The organism is Thiosulfatimonas sediminis (assembly GCF_011398355.1).
In the GTDB taxonomy this organism is placed as follows: Bacteria; Pseudomonadota; Gammaproteobacteria; order Thiomicrospirales; family Thiomicrospiraceae; genus Thiomicrorhabdus; species Thiomicrorhabdus sediminis_A.
Genome location: NZ_AP021889.1, coordinates 2504715 through 2528787, shown reverse-complemented (window position 1 = coordinate 2528787; position 24073 = coordinate 2504715). Strand labels below are relative to the sequence as shown.

Annotated in this window: 15 protein-coding genes, 3 tRNA genes and 3 rRNA genes; 16 read left to right on the top strand and 5 right to left on the bottom strand. The window is 46.5% G+C overall.

Going from position 1 to position 24073, the window contains the following annotated elements:
* The first annotated feature begins 52 nt into the window (after window positions 1–52).
* Window positions 53–253, top strand: coding sequence for a hypothetical protein (locus tag HRR27_RS11885; RefSeq protein WP_173274056.1), 201 nt, complete (start codon window positions 53–55; stop codon window positions 251–253).
* Window positions 254–576: 323 nt separating this feature from the next.
* On the opposite strand, the gene HRR27_RS11880 is transcribed toward HRR27_RS11885, so the two are convergent.
* From HRR27_RS11880 to gpmI, 4 genes are all read right to left on the bottom strand, one after another.
* A complete protein-coding gene (locus tag HRR27_RS11880; RefSeq protein ID WP_243830839.1) occupies window positions 577–1656 on the bottom strand; it encodes a ChaN family lipoprotein in 1080 nt (359 codons plus the stop codon).
* Window positions 1657–2481: 825 nt separating this feature from the next.
* The gene (locus HRR27_RS11875) at window positions 2482–3891 is read right to left on the bottom strand and encodes an FAD-dependent oxidoreductase (RefSeq protein ID WP_173274055.1); all 1410 of its coding nucleotides are present in this window, start codon (window positions 3889–3891) and stop codon (window positions 2482–2484) included.
* A gap of 21 nt (window positions 3892–3912) precedes the next feature.
* A complete protein-coding gene (gene gltB, locus HRR27_RS11870) occupies window positions 3913–8403 on the bottom strand; it encodes a glutamate synthase large subunit (RefSeq protein WP_173274054.1) in 4491 nt (1496 codons plus the stop codon).
* Between the two features lie 364 nt (window positions 8404–8767).
* The gene (gene gpmI / locus HRR27_RS11865; RefSeq protein ID WP_173274053.1) at window positions 8768–10345 is read right to left on the bottom strand and encodes a 2,3-bisphosphoglycerate-independent phosphoglycerate mutase; all 1578 of its coding nucleotides are present in this window, start codon (window positions 10343–10345) and stop codon (window positions 8768–8770) included.
* Between the two features lie 104 nt (window positions 10346–10449).
* On the opposite strand from gpmI, the gene HRR27_RS11860 reads away from it, so the two are divergent.
* The 4 genes from HRR27_RS11860 to HRR27_RS11845 all read left to right on the top strand — a co-directional run bounded on the left by HRR27_RS11860 (window position 10450) and on the right by HRR27_RS11845 (window position 12788).
* Window positions 10450–10899, top strand: coding sequence for a rhodanese-like domain-containing protein (locus HRR27_RS11860; protein ID WP_173274052.1), 450 nt, complete (start codon window positions 10450–10452; stop codon window positions 10897–10899).
* Between the two features lie 29 nt (window positions 10900–10928).
* The gene (gene grxC / locus HRR27_RS11855) at window positions 10929–11183 is read left to right on the top strand and encodes a glutaredoxin 3 (protein WP_173274051.1); all 255 of its coding nucleotides are present in this window, start codon (window positions 10929–10931) and stop codon (window positions 11181–11183) included.
* A 107-nt stretch (window positions 11184–11290) separates the two neighbouring features.
* Complete coding sequence (gene secB, locus HRR27_RS11850) at window positions 11291–11740, top strand: protein-export chaperone SecB (RefSeq protein WP_173274050.1); 450 nt, start codon at window positions 11291–11293, stop codon at window positions 11738–11740.
* Window positions 11741–11768: 28 nt separating this feature from the next.
* Complete coding sequence (locus HRR27_RS11845) at window positions 11769–12788, top strand: NAD(P)H-dependent glycerol-3-phosphate dehydrogenase (RefSeq protein ID WP_243830838.1); 1020 nt, start codon at window positions 11769–11771, stop codon at window positions 12786–12788.
* A gap of 5 nt (window positions 12789–12793) precedes the next feature.
* Here the strand turns inward: HRR27_RS11845 and HRR27_RS11840 are convergent, their stop codons facing one another.
* Entirely contained in the window at window positions 12794–13261 is a 468-nt protein-coding gene (locus HRR27_RS11840; RefSeq protein ID WP_173274049.1) for a tRNA (cytidine(34)-2'-O)-methyltransferase, read from the bottom strand.
* A gap of 18 nt (window positions 13262–13279) precedes the next feature.
* Here HRR27_RS11840 and HRR27_RS11835 point away from each other — a divergent pair, with 18 nt between their 5' ends.
* The 11 genes from HRR27_RS11835 (at window position 13280) to fabA (ending at window position 24070) form a co-directional block, all read left to right on the top strand.
* Window positions 13280–14224, top strand: coding sequence for a dihydroorotate dehydrogenase (locus HRR27_RS11835; RefSeq protein WP_173274048.1), 945 nt, complete (start codon window positions 13280–13282; stop codon window positions 14222–14224).
* 105 nt (window positions 14225–14329) lie between these two features.
* Window positions 14330–15520, top strand: coding sequence for a tyrosine--tRNA ligase (gene tyrS, locus HRR27_RS11830; protein ID WP_173274047.1), 1191 nt, complete (start codon window positions 14330–14332; stop codon window positions 15518–15520).
* A gap of 666 nt (window positions 15521–16186) precedes the next feature.
* Window positions 16187–17730: ribosomal RNA gene (locus tag HRR27_RS11825) — 16S ribosomal RNA — on the top strand.
* A gap of 64 nt (window positions 17731–17794) precedes the next feature.
* A tRNA-Ala gene (locus HRR27_RS11820) sits at window positions 17795–17870 on the top strand.
* A gap of 35 nt (window positions 17871–17905) precedes the next feature.
* A tRNA-Ile gene (locus HRR27_RS11815) sits at window positions 17906–17982 on the top strand.
* A 427-nt stretch (window positions 17983–18409) separates the two neighbouring features.
* Window positions 18410–21275: ribosomal RNA gene (locus tag HRR27_RS11810) — 23S ribosomal RNA — on the top strand.
* Between the two features lie 200 nt (window positions 21276–21475).
* Window positions 21476–21590 (top strand): 5S ribosomal RNA (gene rrf, locus HRR27_RS11805).
* Together the 16S, 23S and 5S rRNA genes with 2 tRNA genes alongside form the textbook arrangement of a ribosomal RNA operon.
* A gap of 201 nt (window positions 21591–21791) precedes the next feature.
* On the top strand, window positions 21792–22535 hold the full coding sequence (locus HRR27_RS11800) for a biotin--[acetyl-CoA-carboxylase] ligase (protein ID WP_173274046.1): 744 nt from the start codon (window positions 21792–21794) through the stop codon (window positions 22533–22535).
* On the top strand, window positions 22532–23296 hold the full coding sequence (locus HRR27_RS11795; RefSeq protein ID WP_173274045.1) for a type III pantothenate kinase: 765 nt from the start codon (window positions 22532–22534) through the stop codon (window positions 23294–23296). The genes HRR27_RS11800 and HRR27_RS11795 overlap by 4 nt, the downstream gene beginning before the upstream one ends.
* A gap of 58 nt (window positions 23297–23354) precedes the next feature.
* Window positions 23355–23430 (top strand) — tRNA-Thr (locus tag HRR27_RS11790).
* Between the two features lie 124 nt (window positions 23431–23554).
* Window positions 23555–24070: a 3-hydroxyacyl-[acyl-carrier-protein] dehydratase FabA gene (fabA, locus tag HRR27_RS11785; protein ID WP_173274044.1), complete on the top strand. Its 516-nt coding sequence runs from the start codon at window positions 23555–23557 to the stop codon at window positions 24068–24070.
* Window positions 24071–24073: the final 3 nt, after the last annotated feature.

The following is a 24073-nucleotide window of genomic DNA, read 5'->3' as shown; positions in this document are numbered from 1 at the left end:
TAATGGATTAAATACTGGGATGTCGTACATCCCGACAAATAAGGATATTTTGATGAGAACTTTACTTTTGGTGGCGGTAACGATGATGCCTTCGATGGCTTTTGCTAGTGCGCAGTTTGAGCCTGACAGTAATTTATTGGATCTGCCACAAACGGTGTTTTCAGTCGACATGGAAGCGTTAAAAAGTGCCAATCAACAGATGATGGATCGTGCAAAAGCGCGTCTAAATTGGGCTTGGGATTCGTCTCAATAAAGTCTATTTAGCTATTGTTAGGGAAAAAGCGGTTTTTTTACCTTTCTTTAGCCCCATCTTTTAATGCGTTTGCATAAGGAAGTGTAGCCGCTTTGGCGAGGATGACAAGGCGCAAAGTCTAATTAAAGAATTTACCCTTGTTAACTCCCTCAAAGAATTGATACAGTCCGGTTAAGCGTTATTTTCTTTTTGTGTCTGTTTTCGTGATGTTCAGCCACTTTCTTACCAAATTTAGATTGTTTTGTCTTTAGCTGCTGGATGTGTTTTGTGCGTGCTTAGTTTTACTAAGCCAATTTTCTTTAAAAATACGCTTGCAGTGTAATTTAACGAGATTCCATTTTTCCGATGTTTGGCGCATAACACCGTTTTGTTTTCTCTTTAGCGTTATTAAACTGTGTTTGACGAGCCTGCATTTTATAAGCGGTGTTACGGTAATCGACCGGCTGCGGGGTGACGAAATAGAGATAGTCCCCAAGAGTACGTTCATCCTGTGTCCAGCTTATTTTGTTTCCGCTTTCGATCCGGATAGGGGTAATGACCGCGATTTGTAATTCCGGTGCTCGTTGCTTTAAAAGGGCAACTGTGCCTAAGCCGGCTTCGCTATGAAAGCTACCATTGAGGTGAATAATTTGCGCTTCTGGATGGTTTTGTCGCGCTGTAAGAATGGATTCTGCCATGGTATTGTCACGTGCCAGTTGTGCCGCGTAGCTATTGGCCTTGCGCTCGTCGGAAGTTTGGCGCATCGAATCCATAAAATCACTAAATTTTTGCTGATAAGCGTTATCGTTCAGGTAGGGTTGTTTGGCGAGAAAACGGCGTTGTTGTTCTGGGATTAAGCTTTCATAGCCTTGGCCATAACTGCCAATGCAGCGCACAATATCCGCAGAGGCATTGGCTGCAATCACCGGAATGAAATGTTGCTTAGCAAACTCAATCATTGGTCGATAAGAACCGGAATAGTTTGGCCAAGTGGGTGCTTCGTTAATCAGGTATTTTTCGCCGATTTCGTCATCCAGATAGCGGTTCAAAATATCCTGTTGATCGCGATTAAACATTTCCATGCTTAAAACTTGTTGTGAGTTTTGTTCAAAAAGCGCCGCTTGCAATTGCATTTCCAATAGGTGTGATGCTTGGTTGCCGTGAAACTCGCCGATGAAAACGACATCGACTTCACGCAGTTGCTCAGCCAATTGTTTGATATTAACAACAGACTGTTGTTCGGTGTCGATAACCACAAAGTCGTAAGCGTGTTGTAATGTCTGTTCGCTGATTTTTAACGCTGTAGAATCCTGTTTAATGGTCTTTTTCTCTGGCAGGGTTTGACAACCGCTAAGCCATAAAGTGGTCAGCAGAATACTGAGTTTTAGCACCATGGGATACTGGTTGGAGTTGTTGTTGAGCATCAAAGTTACCAAGCTAATCAATCGAATTGTATGGATTATCGGTGTAATTCACTCAGACTTCCACTAAGAAAAAACTATCATTTTAATTTAGATGTTTTATTAGCAATCGAATGGAATAGCGATTATTATCTTTGACGGATTGAATTTATTGATCATCAGTAATCGGAATTTTTTGCGATTGTAAAGGGATTGCTCTCTTTACGTTGTGGAGATTCTTTAATCAATCTTCGCTTAAACTTTAAGGCAATACTCGGGGCAAATTCTTGTTCCGAGCTATTGTTTTAAATCAGCCTCGTTCGCTACGGTCATTCCTTTGTTTTAATTGTCGTTATTTGGTCTTTTTAGATGGATTTGTTGTTTGAAAACCACAGTCGTCAATTTTTTTAATGACGAAAACTATTGTCATCTTTATTAATTTCAATTGGCTTCGTGGCCCGGCTTATCGCTAAGATAAGAATTTCTAATGGTATCATCGACGACGAAATTCTGATGTTTAGGGGCTTCGTTGGTTTTTAATGTAACTTGCGCAAGCAAAGGGGGGAGAGATGAAAATCGTGACTGGATTTAAAACTTGGTTGGTCGCATTGCTAAGCTCGCTTCTTTTTGCCAGCGCTTGGCAAGCGGTTTGTGCCTCGCAATGCCTTAATGGGAGTTGAAGGGTCGGCGGTACTGTTTTGAGTTCCTGCAATCTTTAGCCGCATCATTGTTGTGCGGTTTTTTTATAAGTAAGTTTGTTAATCTGATTTAATGACGGGCGAATCGAGAATAAAAAAACCCGCTAAGCCGTAAGGCGTTAGCGGGTTTTTTTGTGCTAAAGAGGTGTGCTTAGACGGCGAGATAGTCCAACATTCCTTCCGCTGCAGAGCGGCCTTCTGCAATGGCGTGCACGACCAATGATGAGCCACGCACCATGTCACCACCGGCAAACACTTTCGGGTTGCTGGTTTGGAATGGGTAGAGCGTTTCTTCGGAAGCGATGACACCATCCCAATTGTTTAGTTCGATATTGAAATCTTTAAACCATGCCGGAGGGTTAGGTTGGAAACCGAATGCCACAATGACGGCGTCACATGGAATGATTTCTTCTGAACCTTCAACGATTTCCGCACGACGTCGTCCATTCTCGTCAGGTTCGCCCATTTTGGTTTGCACAACTTTGATGCCTTCAACTTTACCGTTGCCAACCACTTCGACCGGCGCTAGGTTAAATTTGAACTGCACGCCTTCTTCTTTGGCATTTTTTACTTCAGCGCGTGAACCCGGCATGTTTTCTTCGTCACGACGGTAGACGCAGTAAACCTCTTCAGCTCCTTGACGGATAGAAGTACGCGTACAGTCCATAGTGGTGTCACCACCACCAAGTACGACTACGCGTTTGCCTTCCATTGAAACGTAAGCCTCAGGGGTATTTTCGTAACCGAGCACGTTTTTGACATTACCGATTAGAAAATCCAGTGCTTTGTAAACACCTGGTAAGTCTTCACCTGGGAAGCGGCCAGCCATTGGCTTGTAAGTCCCCATGCCAAGGAAGACGGCATCATGCTGGTCAATCAGTTCTTGGAATTGGATGTCTTTGCCAACTTCAACACCGCAGTGGAACTCAATGCCCATGTGCTCGAGAATTTCGCGACGCTTTTGCACCACTTCTTTGTCCAGTTTGAACTGCGGGATACCAAACGTCAGCAGACCACCGATTTCCGGTTGCTTTTCGTAGACTACCGGCTTAACGCCGTTACGGATTAGGATATCCGCTGCCGCGATACCGGCAGGCCCAGCACCGACGATAGCGACGGTTTTATCGGTCATCACCACATCAGATAGGTCTGGTTTCCAGCCCATCGCAAAGGCGGTGTCGGTAATGAACTTCTCAACCTGACCAATGGTGACCGCGCCAAAGTTGGTATCTTCAAGTGTACAGGCCTGTTCACATAGACGATCTTGCGGACAGATGCGACCGCACATTTCCGGTAGCGAGTTGGATTTATGCGAAATCTCAACCGCTTCCATAATGTTCCCTTCGGCGACCAGTTTTAGCCAGTTCGGGATGTAGTTGTGAACCGGACACGCCCATTCGCAATAAGGGTTGCCGCAGTGCAAACAGCGATCTGCCTGCGCCATGGCGTCTTTCATTTCAAAAGGCGCATAGATTTCTTTAAACTCGACCTTACGCTCTTGTGCCGGCTTCTTTTCTGGAAGCTGGCGGTTTAATTCTAAAAATTGTCTAACATTTGGCATTTTTAAATTCCTTCCAGTTCCTTAGTCAGCTTGCTTTGCGAAAAGGTCGAACAGGTGTTCAATGTCGATAGCGCGCGATTTAACCAACCAGAAGTCGCCAATCATGCGGCTAAAGTTGTTGATGACTTCTTGTCCCCAAGGACTGTTGGTTTTAGCAACGTATTCTTCGATCAACTCTAACAGGTAGTGACGGTAAGCTTCGGTTTGTTCGGTGTCAATGCGAATCGCTTCAACCATTTCTGGGTTGATTAAATCCGGTAGATTGCGTTCTGGATCAAGAATAAACGCCATACCGCCGGACATACCGGCACCGAAGTTTACGCCGACCGCGCCAAGCGAAACCACGGTTCCGCCGGTCATGTATTCACAACCGTGATCGCCAAGACCTTCGACAACGGCGGTTGCACCAGAGTTACGCACACCAAAACGCTCGCCACCGGTACCGTTGGCAAACAGTTTACCGCCAGTCGCACCGTACAAACAGGTGTTACCAACAATCGGTGTGTTTTTCGCATCAAAAGTCGAACCTTGTGGCGGACGAATCACAATCTCACCACCAGCCATGCCTTTACCGACGTAATCGTTGGCGTCACCTTCCAGGTGTAGGTTCAGACCGTCGACGTTAAAGACCCCGAAGGATTGACCGGCGATACCGGTTAGCTTCAGCGTGATTGGCGCGTCTTTCATGCCGTTATTGCCATAACGTTGTGCGATTTCACCGGCAACACGTGCGCCGATAGAGCGTCCAGTGTTGATTAGGTCGTATGTGAAGACGCCACCGGATTTTGCTTCGATTGCTGGTAGAGTGTCGGCAACCATGGTTTCGGCAATAAAGCCTTTATCCCACGGCATGTTACGCTCAACTTGCACGGTATGTGGCTTGTCTGCAGGTACGCCGCCATCGGTCATAAAGGCTGATAGATCGATGTTTTTCTGCTTCTCGGTCAGCGGCTCGTCAATCATTTTCAATAAATCGACACGCCCGACCAATTCGCCCAGCGTGCGCACGCCAAGTTTTGCTAACCATTCGCGAGTCTCTTCAGCCACGAACTTGAAGTAGTTCATTACCATTTCCGGTAAGCCAATGAAGTGTTCTTTACGCAGACGTTCGTCTTGCGTAGCCACGCCTACCGCACAAGTGTTCAAGTGGCAGATACGTAGGTATTTACAGCCCAGCGCGATCATTGGCACGGTACCGAAGCCGAAAGATTCCGCTCCGAGTACCGCGGCTTTAACTACGTCTAGCCCGGTTTTTAGACCGCCGTCCGCCTGTAGGATAATTTGTCCGCGCAAGTCATTGGCACGCAGTACTTGGTGTGCTTCGGCAATTCCCATTTCAAATGGGTTACCTGCATACTTGACCGAAGACATCGGCGATGCACCGGTACCGCCGTCGTAACCAGAGATGGTGATTAAGTCAGCGTAAGCTTTAGCAACACCGGCCGCAATCGTACCGACACCTGGCTCGGCAACCAGTTTGACCGAGACCAATGCGTTCGGGTTAATCTGTTTCAAATCGAAAATCAGCTGGGCCAAATCTTCGATTGAATAGATGTCGTGGTGCGGCGGTGGAGAAATCAGGGTTACGCCCGGAACCGAATGACGCAGGGTCGCAATCATTTGGTTGACCTTGTGGCCCGGCAACTGACCGCCTTCACCCGGTTTGGCACCTTGCGCTACTTTGATTTGCAAGACTTCGGCGTTGCGTAGATAGTGCGCGGTGACGCCAAATCGTCCAGAAGCAATCTGTTTGATTTTTGACATACGCTCAGTACCGTAACGCGCCGGATCTTCGGCACCTTCACCCGAGTTAGAGCGCGCGCCTAAACGGTTCATCGCCGTCGCTAAAGCTTCGTGTGCTTCTGGCGATAAGGCACCAAGGGAAATACCCGCAGAGTCGAAGCGTTTGAAAATGGATTCAATTGGCTCAACTTCGGAAATATCGATTGGGGTAATGTCCTCTTTAAAGGTCAGCAGATCGCGAACGGTCATGGCCGGACGGTTGTTGACCAAGTCTTTGAAACGGTTGTATTTGAATTGGTCATCGGTTTGTACCGCTTCGCGGATGGTGTTGACCACATCCGGGTTGAATGCGTGGTACTCGCCGCCGTGAACGAATTTGAAAATACCGCCTTGTTTCAGCGCTTTACGCGGGTTAAAGGCTTCCCAAGCCAAGCGACGTTGATCGAGTTCTAGGTGGTTAAAATCCGTACCTTCTATACGTGAAGGTGTACCTAAGAAGCATAAATCAACAATTCCAGTGCTTAAGCCGATGGCTTCAAACAGCTGTGAACCACGATACGAGGTGATGGTAGAAATTCCCATCTTCGACATGATTTTGAACAGCCCTTTGTTGATTCCTTTACGGAAGTTGGCAATGTATTTTGCCATGCTGGTTTCTGGATCTAACTCCTTGGTGCGGCGAAGGTCTGCCATGGCCTCATACGCAAGGTACGGGTAGACTGCTGTTGCGCCGTAACCAAATAGCACTGCAAAGTGATGTGAATCACGTGCCGTTCCTGTTTCAACGATAATGTTGGCTTCGGTACGCAGTCCCACTTTGATTAAGTGGTGATGTACTGCTCCAGTAGCCATGAGCGCTGGAATGGTGGTTAGACCGTTAACGATATTGTTGTCGCTTAAGACCAATAATGTTTTGCCAGCATTTGCCGCATTTTCAGCGGCACTGCAAACGTCTTTAATCGCCTGCTCCAACCCTTTTTCTTCGTGGTTGTAGTGCAAAGAAATCACTTCGTGCTGGTAGTCGGCATCGCTCATGCTCAACAGTTGTTGCATCATTGACGGGCTTAGAATCGGTGAGTTTACTTCTAAACGACGTGCGTGTTCCGGCCCTTCTTCGAACATATTCAGTTCGCGGCCAAAACAGGTGTTCAACGACATAACGATGTTTTCGCGTAGCGGATCGATTGGCGGGTTGGTGACCTGCGCAAACATCTGACGGAAGTAGTCATATAGGTTACGGCTGTTATGCGAGAACACCGGTAGTGGTGCATCGTCACCCATGGAAACCACTGGTTCTTGCGCGTCTTCTGCTAAGACGCGGATAACCGCATCACGCTCTTCGAAAGTGACCTGGAAATATTTTTGATAAATATCCGCGGTTTTCGCGTCCCAGTCAGCGATGGTCTGCTCATCGTTTAGCTTCTCTTTAAGCTGCATGTAACCTTTGTCCATCCATTCACGGTATGGCTTCTGGTTTTTTAACTGGTTGTCGATTTCGTCTGGCTTTAACAAAGTGCCCGTTTCTAAGTCAACAGCAATCATTTGCCCTGGCTTCAAACGGCCTTTTTCGACAACGTCTTCTGGCGCGTATTTATAAACCCCGATTTCCGATGCGAAAGTAATGTGGCGGTCTTTGGTAATCACATAACGCGTCGGGCGCAGACCATTACGGTCAACACCACAAATCGCATATTTACCGGTGTTAAGTACCATGCCGGCTGGGCCATCCCAAGGTTCCATGTGCATTGAGTTATATTCAAGGAACGCTTTTTTATCTGGGTCCATGTGCGGAATATTCTGCCATGCAGGCGGAACCAAAAGGCGCATCGCTTGGAAAATATGCATGTCGCCCATGGTTAGGACTTCAATCATATTGTCCAGCGAGTTTGAATCGGAACCGGTTTGCGCAACCAATGGTTTAAGTTCACCCAGTTCAGGTAGTAATGGCGTTTCAAATTTCTTCTGACGAGCCAGTGCCCAGTTACGGTTTCCTTTGATGGTGTTAAGCTCACCATTGTGCGCCAAGAAACGGAACGGCTGCGCTAAACGCCACTGAGGTGACGTATTTGTCGAGAAACGTTGGTGATAAGAAATCACTGATGATGCAAAGGTCTCGTTCTCTAAATCCACATAGAATTTAGGCAGCTCGCGCGGCATGACCAAGCCTTTATAGGCAAGTAACTGACTGTTTAATGAAGCCACATAAAAAGTCGCGTCTTGTGGCTCGATTTCCATTTCAGTTTTACGGCGTGCGGTAAATAAAGCACGGTTAAAATCCGCTTCCGCCATGTCTTTAGGGCAGTTAACAAAGACCTGCTCGATTAGGGGTTCCATGCCCGCTGCTTGTGCGCCAAGCACGGTCGAATTAACCGGCACAGTGCGCCAACCCGCCGCAGCCAAGCCTTGTTCTGCTAAGTATTTCTCTAGGCTGTTACGCGCGGCGTCTGCTTTAGCGGGCTCTTGGTTAAGGAAAATCATGCCCGCGGCGTAAATGTCTGCCAATGCAAAACCATTTTCCGAGGCAACGGCCTCTAGGAAAGCGTGCGGTTTTTTGATTAGAAGACCACAACCATCGCCGGTACAACAGTCCGCCGCAACACCACCGCGGTGTGTCATATTGGCCAAAGACTCGATAGCCGTTTGGACAACCCAGTGACTTGGTTTATCGTCCATGTTAGCGATCAAACCAAAACCACAGTTCTCCTTCTCAAACTCTGGAGAGTAGAGGCCTTTCAGATTCAGGCCTGGGTGCGATTGTAATGGATTCATAATCAGTTCCTGTTTATTCATCCGCTTGCAAATCCGTGCTTAATAATTGATTTGTAAGCGATTTATTTATTTAGACGCGTTTAAAATAAAATTGGGCGCGAGATTATACTTTAGATAGCCGCCAGTTGGCAATTTTAACGATTGCTGATATGAATTGCCAGATAAGGCGTGCCTAAATGTTTGATTTCCTAGGGTGGGGTATTGAAAAGCGGCTTTTAGAGGAGTCTTGTCCGGCGTGACGCGGTTTTGAAAGGGGTGTGTTTTTGCAAAGAAGGCTTGTTATTACCGTGATTTGACGGCTAAAAAAGCAAAAAGCCCGGTGCGAATTTTTCCGCACCGGGCTTTTTATGGACTTGATAGTTGATTATTTTTTAATAAGACTGACGCCGTCCATCTCTTGCGGTTGTGGGATGCCCATTAAATCAAGAATGGTAGGCATGACATCCGGTAAACGGCCGCCTTCGCGAAGCGTTACATTTTGCGGGCCAAAGTAGGCCAATGGCACAGGGAAAGTTGTGTGTGATGTAAATGGTTCGCCAGTTTCTGGGTCTTGAAGCATTTCGATGTTACCGTGGTCAGCGGTAACAATGCATTGCCCGCCGGCCTTCTCGATGGCTTCCAAAATTTGTCCCAGCGCAGTGTCAACGGCTTCCACGGCTTTAATACAGGCCTCCAAAATACCCGTATGGCCAACCATGTCTGGGTTTGCAATGTTGCAAATGAAGGTGTCGTAGATGCCAGAACCAATTGCTTCGACCAGTTTTTCGGTCAATTCTGGCACTGACATCTCTGGTTGTAGGTCATAGGTTCGTACTTTAGGTGAAGGCACTAAAATACGGTCTTCACCTTTGTAAGGGGCTTCAATGCCGCCATTTAAGAAGAAGGTGACGTGTGCGTATTTTTCGGTTTCTGCTATGCGTAGCTGACGTAGATTGTGGTTTGCAATCACTTCACCAAAAGTGTTTTTTAAGTTGCTTGGACGATAAGCGATACTGGCACCAAATTTCTCAAAGTTTTTGTGGTATTCGGTAAGGGTAACAAATGCAGAAAGCAGAGGGGTTGCGCAGCGATGGAACTCGGCAAAATCATTAAGAATAAATGCGCGAGTTAATTGACGCGCACGGTCAGAACGGAAGTTCATGAAAATCATCGAGTCGCCATCTTTGATTTTGTTCTTTTTGCCCTTTTCGTTCAGAATCACGGTTGGTTGCACAAATTCATCTGTTTCGCCGCGTGCGTAAGCCATTTCAACGGCTTGACGTGCGCTATCCGCTTTAAATGCGCCTTGTGCGCAACAAATTAATTCATACGCTTCTTGAGTACGTTCCCAGCGGTTGTCGCGGTCCATCGCGTAAAAACGGCCTATAATCGAACCGATTTGTATATTGCCGTTGAGTTCGGTAATGAATGCTTCAATTTGGTCAATGTAGCGCAAAGCACTTTGCGGTGCGGTATCACGGCCGTCGGCAAAGATATGCAATACGGTTTTTGCGCCCATCTCCGCGCACAGTTTAAGCGCGGCTTGAATGTGTTCGATATGCGCGTGGACGCCACCGTCGGAAAGTAAACCAATGATATGAACTTTGCGTTCGCGTTGATTGGCTTTGTCAATTGCGGCATGCAGTGCGTGATTATTGAAGAATCGACCGTCATCAATGTCTTTTTGAATGCGAGTCAACTCTTGGTAGACCACTCGGCCTGCGCCAAGATTGGTGTGCCCAACTTCTGAATTGCCCATTTGACCGACAGGTAAGCCGACATCTAATCCAGATGTGCTGATAAGTGTGTTTGGATTATTGGCAATGAGTTTATCGAAGTTTGGGGTATTGGCTTGTGCGATGGCGTTGTGTGCAACTTCTTCGCGATGACCCCAGCCATCAAGAATAATCAACCCAGTTGGTCGGTGTGCAATTTTGATTTTTGGCTTTAGCTCTTGGCCCATAGTGTTCATACCATATTTAAAAAATTTACGTAAATTCCGTTTATTGTAGCGATTTACGCTGTTAAAATCATCAGGTTTGATTTTACTCTCGCAAAGGATCCTGAATGTTTAGTGAATTTATGCAAGAACAGATGTTTCTGTTTATTGCGCTACTGGTAGTGATAGTCATGCTGGCTTATAGCTATGTAGGCGATAAAATTGCCGGGTTTAAAACGGTGGGTGCGGATGAAGCGATTCGTTTGTACAATGATGACGCGTTTGTTTTGGATGTGCGTTCATCCGGTGAATATCGTGATGGTTATATCGGTAACGCGACCAATATTTCGGTTGGCGAGTTGGCGAGTAAGTTGTCGCAATTGCCTAAAGACAAAAGCGCACCCATTTTAGTGTATTGCTTGAGTGGTGGTCGTTCGTCGCGCGCGGCAATGACCTTGGTCAAAGACGGTTACACCGCTGTTCACAATTTACGCGGCGGTATCACTGCGTGGAAAGCGGCAGGATTGCCTGTTGGGCGTGAACGTTCAAAAAAAAACAAAAACAAGTCAAACAGCTAAAACAGCCGGTGTTGATTAAGGAGCAAGATATGCCACAAGTTGTAATCTATCTCACTCGTAGCTGCCCATTTTGTAATATGGCCAAGCGTTTGCTTGACGGCAAGGGTGTGCAGTATGAAGTGATTGATATCGGTAATGACCGTGATGCCTGGGCGGCGCTCGAAGCCAAGACTGGCCGTAACACCGTGCCACAAATTTACATTGGCGAGCATCATGTGGGAGGGTTTGATGATCTTTCCGCTGCGGATAAACGTGGTCAGCTTGATACTCTGTTAAATGGTTAAGCCGTCGCGCAGTTGATGGGAATTTTAAGGCAAGCTTTGGCTTGCCTTTGTGCTTTTTAACTAAGGGCTTTTGCGCTTAGTGACTGAATCAAATTTAGGAAAAAATTATGTCTGAACAACAAGTGTTTTCAATCCAAAAAATCTACACCAAAGATATCTCGTTTGAATCACCAAACACGCCAGAACTGTTTACTACAAATTTTCAGCCACAGTTGGCGGTTGATTTAAATGTGGAAAGTTCAAAATTAGGAGAGGATGTTTTTCACGTTGTTTTGCGCGTCACTGCGACGACTAAAGTTGAAGATAAAACCGCATTTTTATGCGAGGTCGAACAAGCAGGTATTTTTACACTGAAAGGTTTTGAAGAAGCCGAGCTAGGTTATTTATTAGGCTCAGGTTGTCCAAATACACTGTTCCCGTACGCTCGTGAAGTGGTATCGGACTTGGTTCAGCGCGGTGGTTTTCCGCAGTTGTTGTTGGAGCCGGTTAATTTTGACGCGATGTATCACAGTCATTTACAAAGTCAGCAGAATGCTCAGCAGCCAACCGCACAATAGTCGATAAGGTGATTGGATTGGTGAACCGATGAGTGACCTAACGATGCAGAAAATTGCGGTTTTAGGTGCTGGCGCTTGGGGTACAGCGTTGGCGATGCATCTTTCGCGTGTTGGTCATGCGGTCACGCTTTGGACGCATTCCGAAGAGAGTGCTCGGCAGCTTGATGCCGAGCGTGAAAATCGGCGTTATCTTAAAAGTTGTTGTTTTCCTGAAGGTTTACAAATCAGTGCTAATTTAGCGCAAGCAGTTGCTGGGGTGGACGGCATTTTGTTGGTTGTGCCTAGTCACGTGTTTCGTGAGGTGCTGCAGCAGTTGGCACCCCTTTTAGGAGCAACGCCTTTGCATTTTGCTTGGGCAACCAAAGGCTTCGAGCCGGATTCATTGCTGCTTTTGCATAAGGTGGCTAATCAGATATTGGGCGCGCAAACACCATGGGCTGTCCTGTCTGGTCCGACATTTGCCGAAGAGGTGGCACATGGTCTGCCGACAGCAATGGTTAGTGCTTCTAAATACCTTGAAGAAGCCGAGTTTTGGGCGCAAGCGTTTCATCATCAAAACTTTCGTATGTATACGCAAAGTGATGTGGTTGGTGTTGAAGTGGGTGGCGCTTATAAGAATATCATGGCCATCGCTACTGGGGTTTCGGATGGATTGGGCTTGGGCGCGAATGCACGAGCCGCTTTGATTTCGCGGGGTATGGCGGAGATGATGCGCTTAAGTATGGCGCTGGGTGGGCAGACTGAAACCATGATGGGCTTAGCTGGTTTAGGTGATTTGGTGTTGACGTGTACCGATGATTTGTCACGAAATCGCCGCTTTGGTTATCAATTAGCGCAGCCTAATGCTCAAGTTGATGAGGTTCTCGCTAGTATTGGGCAAGTGGTCGAAGGTGTTAAAGCTGTGCGGGCTGTACAGCAAATAGCAGAACGTCTAGATTTGGATTTGCCGATTATGCAGCAGGTATTTCGATTGGTTGAAAGTCAAATCAGTCCGCAGCAAGCGGCGCAAGCGTTGCTTGCGCGCGATGGCAAACCGGAAACTGATTAAGCGGTTTATTTTAAAGACATGCTAAAGTCGAGTTGCCGCCAAGCTTCATAGGCCATTACTGATACCGCGTTGGCGAGATTTAGGCTGCGGCCGCCTGGCACCATTGGAATGGTTAGACGTTGTTCAAAAGGTAGGCTTTCAATAACTTCTTTTGGTAAGCCTCGGCTTTCCGGACCAAATAAAAACGCATCGCCGTCTTGAAAGGTTTCATCGGTATAATAACGTGTGGTTTTAGTGGTGAGCGCGAAGACCCGGTTGGGTTGTATGGTTGCCAAACACGCTTGCAAATTGGCATGTTCATGCACATTGGCCAGTTCGGCGTAATCCAGTCCGGCACGGCGTACTTTTTTTTCGCTCAAATCAAACATGATCGGATGGATTAAATGTAAATGTGCGCCCATATTGGCGCTCAGGCGAATCAAGGCGCCGGTGTTTTGCGGAATTTCCGGCTCATAAAGAATAATATGCAACATAATTAGGAAGTCATCTATATGGATTTGTCAGTCAATATCTGTGGTATTCAGTTTCAAAACCCGGTGGCAATGGCCTCTGGGAATGCTGGATACGGCATAGAATACCAGTCAGTTTGCGGCTTTTCCAATAAGGATGTCGGTGCGGTGTTTTTAAAAGGCACGACCTTAGAGCCCAAACTGGGTAATAAGCCGGAGCGCGTCATGGAGTCACCAAGCGGTTTGCTTAACTCAGTCGGTCTGCAAAATCCAGGTGCACGTGAAGTGATTGCCAAGTACTTGCCGAAGCTGGATATGAGTGCAACGCAGTTCATCATCAATGTGTCCGGTTCATCCATCGAAGAGTATGTGGAAGTGGTTCGTCTGTTTGATCAAACCGCATTGCCGGCAATGGAAATTAATATCTCTTGTCCAAACGTCAAAAAGGGCGGTGCGGCCTTTGGCAATGATCCAGAAATGGCGGCGCGGGTGGTTGAGGCGTGTCGTGCAGCGACCAGTAAACCTTTGATTGTGAAGTTGTCACCAAATCAGACTGATATTGCCGAAGGGGCGCGTCGAGTGATTGATGCTGGTGCCGATGCGTTGTCGGCGATTAATACGTTGATGGGGATGCAGATTGACATTCACAGCCAGCGCCCGACATTGGGGAATAATCAAGGCGGTCTATCTGGTCCAGCAATTAAACCGGTTGCACTGTTGAAAGTGCATCAGGTCTATCAGGTTGCTAAGCAGCACAATATTCCAATTATCGGTTTGGGTGGTATCGCCAGTGCAGAAGATGCCATTGAGTTTTTCTTGGCAGGTGCGTCGATGGTCGCGATTGGGACAGCGGTGGCGAAAGATCCGTTGATTGTCAAAAAAGTGAATAAAGGGATTGCCAAATACCTTAAACAGCATAATTTAAACTCGGTCGCTGAGTTGACTGGCCGCTTGCAATTAAATACCGATACCGTACTTTGTGGTTAGGAAGACTTAATTTTGCGTCACTTTACATAAACCGAGTAAACATTTTAAATCAACCAGGTGTCTTACGACACGGGGTTTACATTCATAAAGAAAAATTAAAGTCATATGAAATCAGTACAAGAACAGTTAGCGATTATTAAACGTGGTGCAGAAGAAATTCTCGTCGAAAAAGAACTTATTGAACGTTTAGAGAGCGGGAAGCCGTTACGTGTTAAAGCGGGTTTTGATCCAACAGCGCCGGATTTACACCTAGGTCACACGGTACTGATTAATAAGCTCAAGCAGTTTCAGGATTTAGGCCACGAAGTGTTGTTTTTAATTGGTGATTTCACCGCGATGATTGGCGATCCGACCGGTAAAAGTGCAACGCGCCCTCCATTGTCAGTGGAAGCGATTGCTAAAAATGCCGAAACTTATAAAGAACAGGTTTTCAAAATTTTGGATCCAGCCAAAACCACCGTTATGTTTAACTCCGAGTGGATGGGTCAGATGTCCGCGGCGGATATGATTAAACTGGCTGCGACGCAAACGGTTGCGCGTATGTTGGAACGTAACGATTTTGAAGATCGTTACAAGTCAGGCACGCCGATAGCGATTCATGAATTTTTGTATCCATTAGTTCAAGGTTACGATTCGGTTGCGATGGATGCGGATATCGAATTAGGTGGAACCGACCAGAAGTTTAACTTGCTAATGGGGCGTACCCTGCAGAGTCATTATGGCAAGAAGCCACAATGCACCTTAACCATGCCGATTCTGGAAGGTTTGGATGGTGTGCAGAAAATGTCGAAATCATTGGGTAACTATATCGGTATTAAAGACGAGCCGAACGATATGTTTGGTAAAGTGATGTCGGTTTCCGATGAATTAATGTGGCGTTATTATGAACTACTGTCATTCGAATCGCTTGAAACGATCGAAGGATTGAAGCAGGCGGTCGCCAATGGCGAGAACCCGCGTAATGTTAAAGTGAAATTAGCGTTGGAGCTGATTGCTCGTTTCCATTCCGAAGAAGCGGCGCAGGCAGCGTTAAAAGATTTTGAAACCAAATTCTCTAAGAACGCGATTCCAGATGAGATGCCGGAAGTGACTTTGGAAGGTGAGATGCCCTTGGCGAACTTATTAAAAGAAGCTGGATTGGTGCAAACCACGTCTGAAGCGCATCGCATGACACAGCAAGGCGCAGTAAAGATTAATGGTGAGAAAGTCGAAGACTCTCGACAATTAATGCCGGGCGGAACAACTTCAGTTTATCAAGTGGGTAAACGTAAATTTGCTCGAGTCACTATCCATTAAACCATTATTGAGCTAATTACCTTTTTAAAGCCGCTATTCCAAGCGGCTTTATTGGTTTTAAGGGGGAGAAAAAAGCAAGTTTGGCGGGCGTGCTGTGCATAACCCTGTGGATAAAGTGTGAGTTTGTGGGTATAAGGGTGTTTGGTAAAAGAAATCCGTAATAAAAGCAAAAAAAGCGAAAAAAGGGGTTGCGTTGTTTTGTGAAATGCCTAGAATACGCACCTGTCTTGAGGGGGAAGCGAAACGCGGAACAGAAAGACGAGAAAAATTGAAGTTAAGTGGTTGATTTACTTGAGGTTGTTTTAGAGGGTTCTCTAAGCGGTTTTGAGGTAAAGAAACGATTTAACGGGTCGTAAAAAAGTAGAACGACAAAATTTTTTGAAAAAAGTTTGAAAAAACATTTGACAAGAAATTAACTCTTCTATAAAATGCGCGGCCTACCAACGAGGAACGCACAGCGAACCAAGTTGAAGCTCTTTAAAAATTAGGTAATTCAGAGATAATTTATGTGGAAGCTCCCTTAGTGAGTAACCGCAAAAAAATCTCGAAATTTATGACAATATGTACTTGGTAATGAATAATTTATTATTTATTTATCATGCTTACTTTGTCAATTCCGAGTGTTAAATATTCGTGAGAACGAATCGAAATACATCTAGCAAGATTAAACTGAAGAGTTTGATCCTGGCTCAGAATGAACGCTGGCGGCAGGCCTAACACATGCAAGTCGGACGGTAGCAGAAGAGAGCTTGCTCTCTTGCTGACGAGTGGCGGACGGGTGAGTAATGCTTAGGAATCTACCCTTTAGTTGGGGACAACGTATGGAAACGTACGCTAATACCGAATACGCTCTACGGAGTAAAGGTGGCCTCTACATGTAAGCTATCGCTAAAGGATGAGCCTAAGTGAGATTAGCTAGTTGGTAAGGTAAAGGCTTACCAAGGCGACGATCTCTAGCTGGTTTGAGAGGATGATCAGCCACACTGGGACTGAGACACGGCCCAGACTCCTACGGGAGGCAGCAGTGGGGAATATTGGACAATGGGCGAAAGCCTGATCCAGCCATGCCGCGTGTGTGAAGAAGGCCCGAGGGTTGTAAAGCACTTTCAGTTGGGAGGAAGATTGTGTCGCTAATATCGGCATGGTTTGACGTTACCTTCAGAAGAAGCACCGGCTAACTCTGTGCCAGCAGCCGCGGTAATACAGAGGGTGCAAGCGTTATTCGGAATTACTGGGCGTAAAGCGCGCGTAGGCGGATTGTTAAGTCAGATGTGAAAGCCCCGGGCTCAACCTGGGAACGGCATTTGATACTGGCAATCTTGAGTTTAGTAGAGGGAAGGGGAATTCCAGGTGTAGCTGTGAAATGCGTAGATATCTGGAGGAACATCAGTGGCGAAGGCGCCTTCCTGGACTAAAACTGACGCTGAGGTGCGAAAGCGTGGGTAGCAAACGGGATTAGATACCCCGGTAGTCCACGCCGTAAACGATGTCAACTAGCTGTTGGCCTTATTAAAAAGGTTAGTAGCGAAGCTAACGCGATAAGTTGACCGCCTGGGGAGTACGGTCGCAAGATTAAAACTCAAAGGAATTGACGGGGGCCCGCACAAGCGGTGGAGCATGTGGTTTAATTCGATGCAACGCGAAGAACCTTACCATCCCTTGACATGCCAAGAAGTTTCCAGAGATGGAGATGTGCCTTCGGGAACTTGGACACAGGTGCTGCATGGCTGTCGTCAGCTCGTGTCGTGAGATGTTGGGTTAAGTCCCGCAACGAGCGCAACCCTTATCATTAGTTGCTACCATTTAGTTGAGAACTCTAATGAGACTGCCGGTGATAAACCGGAGGAAGGCGGGGACGACGTCAAGTCATCATGGCCCTTATGGGATGGGCTACACACGTGCTACAATGGGGGGTACAAAGAGCAGCTAGCTGGCAACAGTGTGCGAATCTCAAAAAACCTCTCGTAGTCCGGATTGGAGTCTGCAACTCGACTCCATGAAGTCGGAATCGCTAGTAATCGCGAATCAGAATGTCGCGGTGAATACGTTCCCGGGCCTTGTACACACCGCCCGTCACACCATGGGAGTGGATTGCAAAAGAAGTAGGTAGCTTAACCTTTTGGAGGGCGCTTACCACTTTGTGGTTCATGACTGGGGTGAAGTCGTAACAAGGTAGCCGTAGGGGAACCTGCGGCTGGATCACCTCCTTTAAGATAAAAAGGTTACGAGTTAAGGCGAGCTTTCACATAAATTCTTTCTGAATTACCAAAATTAGGGGCTATAGCTCAGCTGGGAGAGCGCCTGCCTTGCACGCAGGAGGTCTGCGGTTCGATCCCGCATAGCTCCACCAATTTACCTGAGTTGGTTAAGACGGACTCAGCGATTGGGTCTGTAGCTCAGTTGGTTAGAGCGCACCCCTGATAAGGGTGAGGTCGGTGGTTCAAATCCACCCAGACCCACCAATTCCACAGTAAGCCTGTTAATAAAGTTTTAGCGTAAAAGCTAAGAAATTATTAACAGTTTTATTTTGAAGTTGAGAAGAGAATGTTATAATTCCGCTTCTCAGTTGCTCAAAACTGAAGTTCTTTAAAAATTTGGAATAATGTTTGTTATGACAGCCGAATGTCATAATAACGAGATTGAATGATCTCCAATCATTCAATCAATTGCTGGATTGTTAATCGCAAGTTAACAATCGAAAGTAATAGGTAACGCAATACTTAATTGAGAATACTCAAGTGTATTTGTGTCAGCGATGAATCTTAGTCATTGTCAACTTATTAGGCTTTAATTGAAAGACTTTTGGATGGTGCATTATTTTAGCAAGTAATGGATCAGATGAAGAAAGCCCCTGCGACACAAAAGGTTAAGGTTATTTTTGAGTTGTATAGTTAAGTGACTAAGCGTACACGGTGGATGCCTAGGCGGTAGAAGGCGATGAAGGACGTGATAGCCTGCGAAAAGCAACGGTGAGGTGGCAAATACCCTATGACCCGTTGATCTCCGAATGGGAAAACCCATCCTTAATGGATATCCTGCTTGCAGGAAGCTAACCCGGGGAACTGAAACATCTAAGTACCCGGAGGAAAAGAAATCAACCGAGATTCCCTAAGTAGCGGCGAGCGAACGGGGACCAGCCCTTAAGCCATTATTAAGTTAGTAGAATCGTCTGGAAAGTCGAACGATACAGGGTGATAGTCCCGTATACGAAAACTTATTAGTGGTGAAATCGAGTAGGACGGGACACGAGAAATCCTGTTTGAAGACGGGGGGACCACCCTCCAAGGCTAAATACTCTCTACCGACCGATAGTGAACCAGTACCGTGAGGGAAAGGCGAAAAGAACCCCAGAAGGGGAGTGAAATAGAACCTGAAACCGTGTACGTACAAGCAGTGGGAGCCTCCTTGAGGGGTGACTGCGTACCTTTTGTATAATGGGTCAGCGACTTACGTTATGTAGCAAGGTTAACCGAATAGGGGAGCCGTAGGGAAACCGAGTCTTAACTGGGCGAATAGTTGCATGGCGTAGACCCGAAACCGGGCGATCTATCCATGGCCAGGTTGAAGGTGCCGTAACAGGTACTGGAGGACCGAACCCACGTATGTTGAAAAATGCGGGGATGAGCTGTGGATCGGAGTGAAAGGCTAATCAAGCTCGGAGATAGCTGGTTCTCCTCGAAAACTATTTAGGTAGTGCCTCATGTCTTACTGTTGGGGGTAGAGCACTGTTATGGTCTAGCGGTCCGTCAAGGATTAGCAGCCCATTGCAAACTCCGAATACCAACAAGTACAATCATGGGAGACAGACTGCGGGTGCTAACGTCCGTTGTCAAGAGGGAAACAACCCAGACCGCCAGCTAAGGTCCCTAAACACTGCTCAGTGGGAAAGGATGTGGGAAGGCTCAGACAGTCAGGAGGTTGGCTTAGAAGCAGCCACCCTTTAAAGAAAGCGTAATAGCTCACTGATCGAGTCGGCCTGCGCCGAAGATTTAACGGGGCTAAGCAGTGTACCGAAGCTGCGGATGCACATAGTGCATGGTAGAGGAGCGTTCTGTAAGCCTGCGAAGGGGCATTGTAAAGTGTCCTGGAGGTATCAGAAGTGCGAATGCTGACATAAGTAGCGATAAAGGGTGTGAAAAGCACCCTCGCCGAAAGACCAAGGTTTCCTACGCAACGTTAATCGACGTAGGGTTAGTCGGCCCCTAAGGCGAGGCAGAAATGCGTAGTCGATGGGAAGTAGGTTAATATTCCTACACTTTTTGTAACTGCGATGGAGGGACGGAGAAGGCTATGCCAGCCTGGCGATGGTTGTCCAGGTTCAAGGTTGTAGGCATGTATCTTAGGCAAATCCGGGATACTTTATGCTGAGAACTGATAACGAGCTCTATTTTGAGCGAAGTGGTTGATGCCATGCTTCCAAGAAAATCTTCTAAGCTTCAGGTTACAAAAAACCGTACCCCAAACCAACACAGGTGGTCAGGATGAGAATTCCAAGGCGCTTGAGAGAACTCGGGTGAAGGAACTAGGCAAAATAACACCGTAACTTCGGGAGAAGGTGTGCCCCTGCGGGTGACGAGACTTGCTCTCTGAGCTAGTGGGGGTTGCAGAGACCAGGTGGCTGCAACTGTTTACTAAAAACATAGCACTGTGCAAAATCGAAAGATGACGTATACGGTGTGACGCCTGCCCGGTGCCGGAAGGTTAATTGATGGGGTTAGCGCAAGCGAAGCTCTTGATCGAAGCCCCGGTAAACGGCGGCCGTAACTATAACGGTCCTAAGGTAGCGAAATTCCTTGTCGGGTAAGTTCCGACCTGCACGAATGGCGTAATGATGGCCACACTGTCTCCACCCGAGACTCAGCGAAATTGAACTCGCAGTTAAGATGCTGCGTACCCGCGGCTAGACGGAAAGACCCCGTGAACCTTTACTACAGCTTTGCACTGGACTTTGACCTTACTTGTGTAGGATAGGTGGGAGGCTATGAAACGATGACGCCAGTTGTCGTGGAGCCGTCCTTGAAATACCACCCTGGTAATGTTGAGGTTCTAACCTCGGGCAGTGAATCCTGCTCAGGGACAGTGTATGGTGGGTAGTTTGACTGGGGCGGTCTCCTCCTAAAGTGTAACGGAGGAGCGCGAAGTTACCCTCAGCACGGTCGGACATCGTGCAATGAGCGCAAGAGTATAAGGGTGATTGACTGCGAGACTGACACGTCGAGCAGGTACGAAAGTAGGTTCTAGTGATCCGGTGGTTCTGTGTGGAAGGGCCATCGCTCAACGGATAAAAGGTACTCCGGGGATAACAGGCTGATACCGCCCAAGAGTTCATATCGACGGCGGTGTTTGGCACCTCGATGTCGGCTCATCACATCCTGGGGCTGAAGTCGGTCCCAAGGGTATGGCTGTTCGCCATTTAAAGTGGTACGCGAGCTGGGTTTAGAACGTCGTGAGACAGTTCGGTCCCTATCTGCCGTGGGCGTTGGAGAATTGAGATGGGCTGCTCCTAGTACGAGAGGACCGGAGTGGACGAACCGCTGGTGTTCCAGTTGTCATGCCAATGGCATTGCTGGGTAGCTATGTTCGGAAAGGATAACCGCTGAAAGCATCTAAGCGGGAAACCTGCATCAAGATGAGTTCTCCCTAGACTTTAAGTCTTCTGAAGGGCCGTTGGAGACTACGACGTTGATAGGCAAGGTGTGGAAGTGCAGTAATGTATGAAGCTAACTTGTACTAATTACCCGTGAGGCTTAACTATACAACTCAAAAGTAACTTTTGTCGTGCGAACGAGAGAGTGAAGATGAGGGCTAAGATTTAGAGATGGCATAAATACCTTGAGTGTTTAAGGTTAAGTAAGTTACCCCTATTAAAAACAGCAATTGCAAAACATTATTTCAAACCTATTTGCCGTGTTGGCGAGCGTGAAACAAAGCGACCCAGCACAGCACACCGAATTGCTTGGTGACAATAGCGAGATGGACCCACCTGATCCCATACCGAACTCAGAAGTGAAACGTTTCAGCGCCGATGGTAGTGTGGGAGTTCCCATGTGAGAGTAGGTCATCGCCAAGCTTATATCCTAAAAACCGCTGACTCCTTCCGAGCAGCGGTTTTTTTTTGCCTAAAATTCTGGTTTATGCTTTTTTATCTGAAAAATGACGTAAACGTAATAAGATGACTCTTTAATTAACAAATGATTATTGCGCAATGTTTCGCTCTCTTGAATTATTACACGCCGAGTTAACTCAGAATTTTCCAGACTTAGATTTGGCCTTGTTTACAACGCTGGATTCCACAAATGGTTTTTTAAAAGCACTCCCTGAGCGACAAGCCACGCTCTGTTATACACAGCAACAAATGGCGGGTTATGGCCAGCAACAACGTAAATGGCATTCTGATAATCGAGATTTAACCTTTAGTTTGTTGTTGCCGGTTCCCGTTTCCGTTACCCATTTAAGCGGTTTATCGCCATTGATTGCTTTGACTGTTTTAGATTCATTGCGCACTCATTTGGGAATTGATGCCTATTTCAAGTGGCCTAACGATATGCTTCTTGTTCAGCATGGCTGTTTAGGTAAGCTCGGGGGGATATTGTTAGAAGTGAAGCATGTCGATGCTGCAGGTGTGTGGTTAATTATTGGCATTGGATTAAATGCTGACAGTGATGAGATGGTATTTAGCGAGCGCAATTCGGTTCCGAGTTTTGCAAAAGTAGGTTGTGGCCTTGCTAATTTTGAGCAAAAGAGATTAAGACAATTTTTCGTTGGCTTAATTGAGGCGTTAATTTGTCTAAGTGCCAATTATTGCCAGGATTCATTTGAAAAACAGTACTTATCCCTGAAAAAGCGCGATTATTTTGCTGTCGGTGAAAACGTATTTGTGTATGATACGGGCTCGGTACAGCAGGGCTTGTATCAAGGTCTGAATAGCGCGGGAGAGTTATTAGTGCGCATTAATGACACCTTACACAAATATCATTCAGGATCGGTCTCAATTAGGCCATGTAATGAACTATGAATAGAATTTTTATCGATGTCGGCAACAGCCGTATCAAATATGCTGTCTCTGAAGACGGTCATTATGAGTATCTTGGCGCGGAACTGGTGCAAGATTTTTTAGCCAACATTGAACAATCGCTTTTTGCAGAAGTGAATGATATAGACGAAGTTTACTTTTCAACGGTTGGTAGTTTGCAAAATTTGGATGAGTTAACGTCTGCAATTCAGCAGCATTGGAATATTATTCCTACTCAACTCAATGCGCAGCGTAGTTGCTGCGGTTTAACCTCTGGTTATGCAGATTTTCATAAATTGGGGAGTGATCGTTGGTTGGCAATGCAAGGTGCTTTAGCCATAACGACGCAACCGTTTATTGTTGTTGATGCCGGTACTGCTTTAACCATTGATGCCGTGATTGATGGGCAGCATAAGGGTGGTTTTATTGTTCCAGGTTTAAGCACCATGCATAATTCTTTGGCTACTGGAACGGCGCTCTTAGAGATGCCAACAAATAACGATTTACCGGAAGACATGTCACAAAACTTATTGGCGAACAATACGGCGAGTGCAGTCTTGGCAGGTACCTTATATATGTCCGCTGCCTTTGTTAACCAAGTGGTCGTTGATTTAAACCAGCAACTGCAGACACAGTTTAAATTGTTTTTAACAGGCGGCGATGCGGCCCAGTTGGCATCCCTTTTGGACTACCAGTACAGCTACATTCCAGACTTGGTTTTGCATGGAATGTGCAGTGTTGTTGAGTCGGTAAAAAAATCATAATTTTTTTAAAAAAAGGCGTTGACAGTATTCTTGGATTCCTTATAATACGCACCATCTCGCCGACATAGCACAACTGGTAGTGCAACTGATTTGTAATCAGTAGGTTGGGGGTTCAAGTCCCTCTGTCGGCACCATTATTTTGAAGCCCGCAACCTTATCAAGGTTGTGGGCTTTTTGCGTTAAGCGGCCTTACATTGTACTGCTTTAAACTGAACTGCTATAATGCACGGGTTTAATTTTTAGAAATCGGAAGACCGAATGGAACAACAATCAAGTTATACCAAAGAAGAACTATTGTCTTGTGGACGCGGCGAACTTTTCGGCCCAGGTAATGCGCAGTTACCTTTACCGCCGATGTTGATGATTGATCGTATTACGCATATCTCGGAAGAGGGTGGTGCATACGGTAAAGGGCAGATTCGTGCGGAATTAGATATCACCAGTGATTTATGGTTCTTTGAATGCCACTTTAACGAAGATCCTGTTATGCCGGGTTGTTTAGGCTTAGATGCGATGTGGCAGCTAATCGGTTTCTTCTTAGGTTGGACCGGTGGGCCAGGTCGCGGACGTGCCTTAGGTTCGGGCGAAGTTAAATTCTATGGCCAAGTTTTACCGAAAGCCAAGAAAGTAGAATATGTCATTGATATGAAGCGCGTCATCAAGCGTAAGCTTTATATGGGCATGGCTGACGCGAAATTGTTCGTTGATGGTCGTGAAATTTACAGTGCCGCTGATTTAAAAGTTGGTTTATTTACGAATACGGATGCATTTTAAGTT

Bases quoted from the DNA above. Each gene is read 5' to 3' on its own strand.
- fabA (WP_173274044.1), top strand. From the start codon at position 23,555: ATGGAACAACAATCAAGTTATACCAAAGAAGAACTATTGTCTTGTGGA.
- HRR27_RS11880 (WP_243830839.1), bottom strand. From the start codon at position 1,656: ATGCTCAACAACAACTCCAACCAGTATCCCATGGTGCTAAAACTCAGT.
- tyrS (WP_173274047.1), top strand. From the start codon at position 14,330: ATGAAATCAGTACAAGAACAGTTAGCGATTATTAAACGTGGTGCAGAA.
- HRR27_RS11845 (WP_243830838.1), top strand. From the start codon at position 11,769: ATGAGTGACCTAACGATGCAGAAAATTGCGGTTTTAGGTGCTGGCGCT.
- gltB (WP_173274054.1), bottom strand. From the start codon at position 8,403: ATGAATCCATTACAATCGCACCCAGGCCTGAATCTGAAAGGCCTCTAC.
- grxC (WP_173274051.1), top strand. From the start codon at position 10,929: ATGCCACAAGTTGTAATCTATCTCACTCGTAGCTGCCCATTTTGTAAT.
- HRR27_RS11835 (WP_173274048.1), top strand. From the start codon at position 13,280: ATGGATTTGTCAGTCAATATCTGTGGTATTCAGTTTCAAAACCCGGTG.
- HRR27_RS11840 (WP_173274049.1), bottom strand. From the start codon at position 13,261: ATGTTGCATATTATTCTTTATGAGCCGGAAATTCCGCAAAACACCGGC.
- HRR27_RS11860 (WP_173274052.1), top strand. From the start codon at position 10,450: ATGTTTAGTGAATTTATGCAAGAACAGATGTTTCTGTTTATTGCGCTA.
- gpmI (WP_173274053.1), bottom strand. From the start codon at position 10,345: ATGGGCCAAGAGCTAAAGCCAAAAATCAAAATTGCACACCGACCAACT.
- HRR27_RS11885 (WP_173274056.1), top strand. From the start codon at position 53: ATGAGAACTTTACTTTTGGTGGCGGTAACGATGATGCCTTCGATGGCT.
- secB (WP_173274050.1), top strand. From the start codon at position 11,291: ATGTCTGAACAACAAGTGTTTTCAATCCAAAAAATCTACACCAAAGAT.
- HRR27_RS11795 (WP_173274045.1), top strand. From the start codon at position 22,532: ATGAATAGAATTTTTATCGATGTCGGCAACAGCCGTATCAAATATGCT.
- HRR27_RS11875 (WP_173274055.1), bottom strand. From the start codon at position 3,891: ATGCCAAATGTTAGACAATTTTTAGAATTAAACCGCCAGCTTCCAGAA.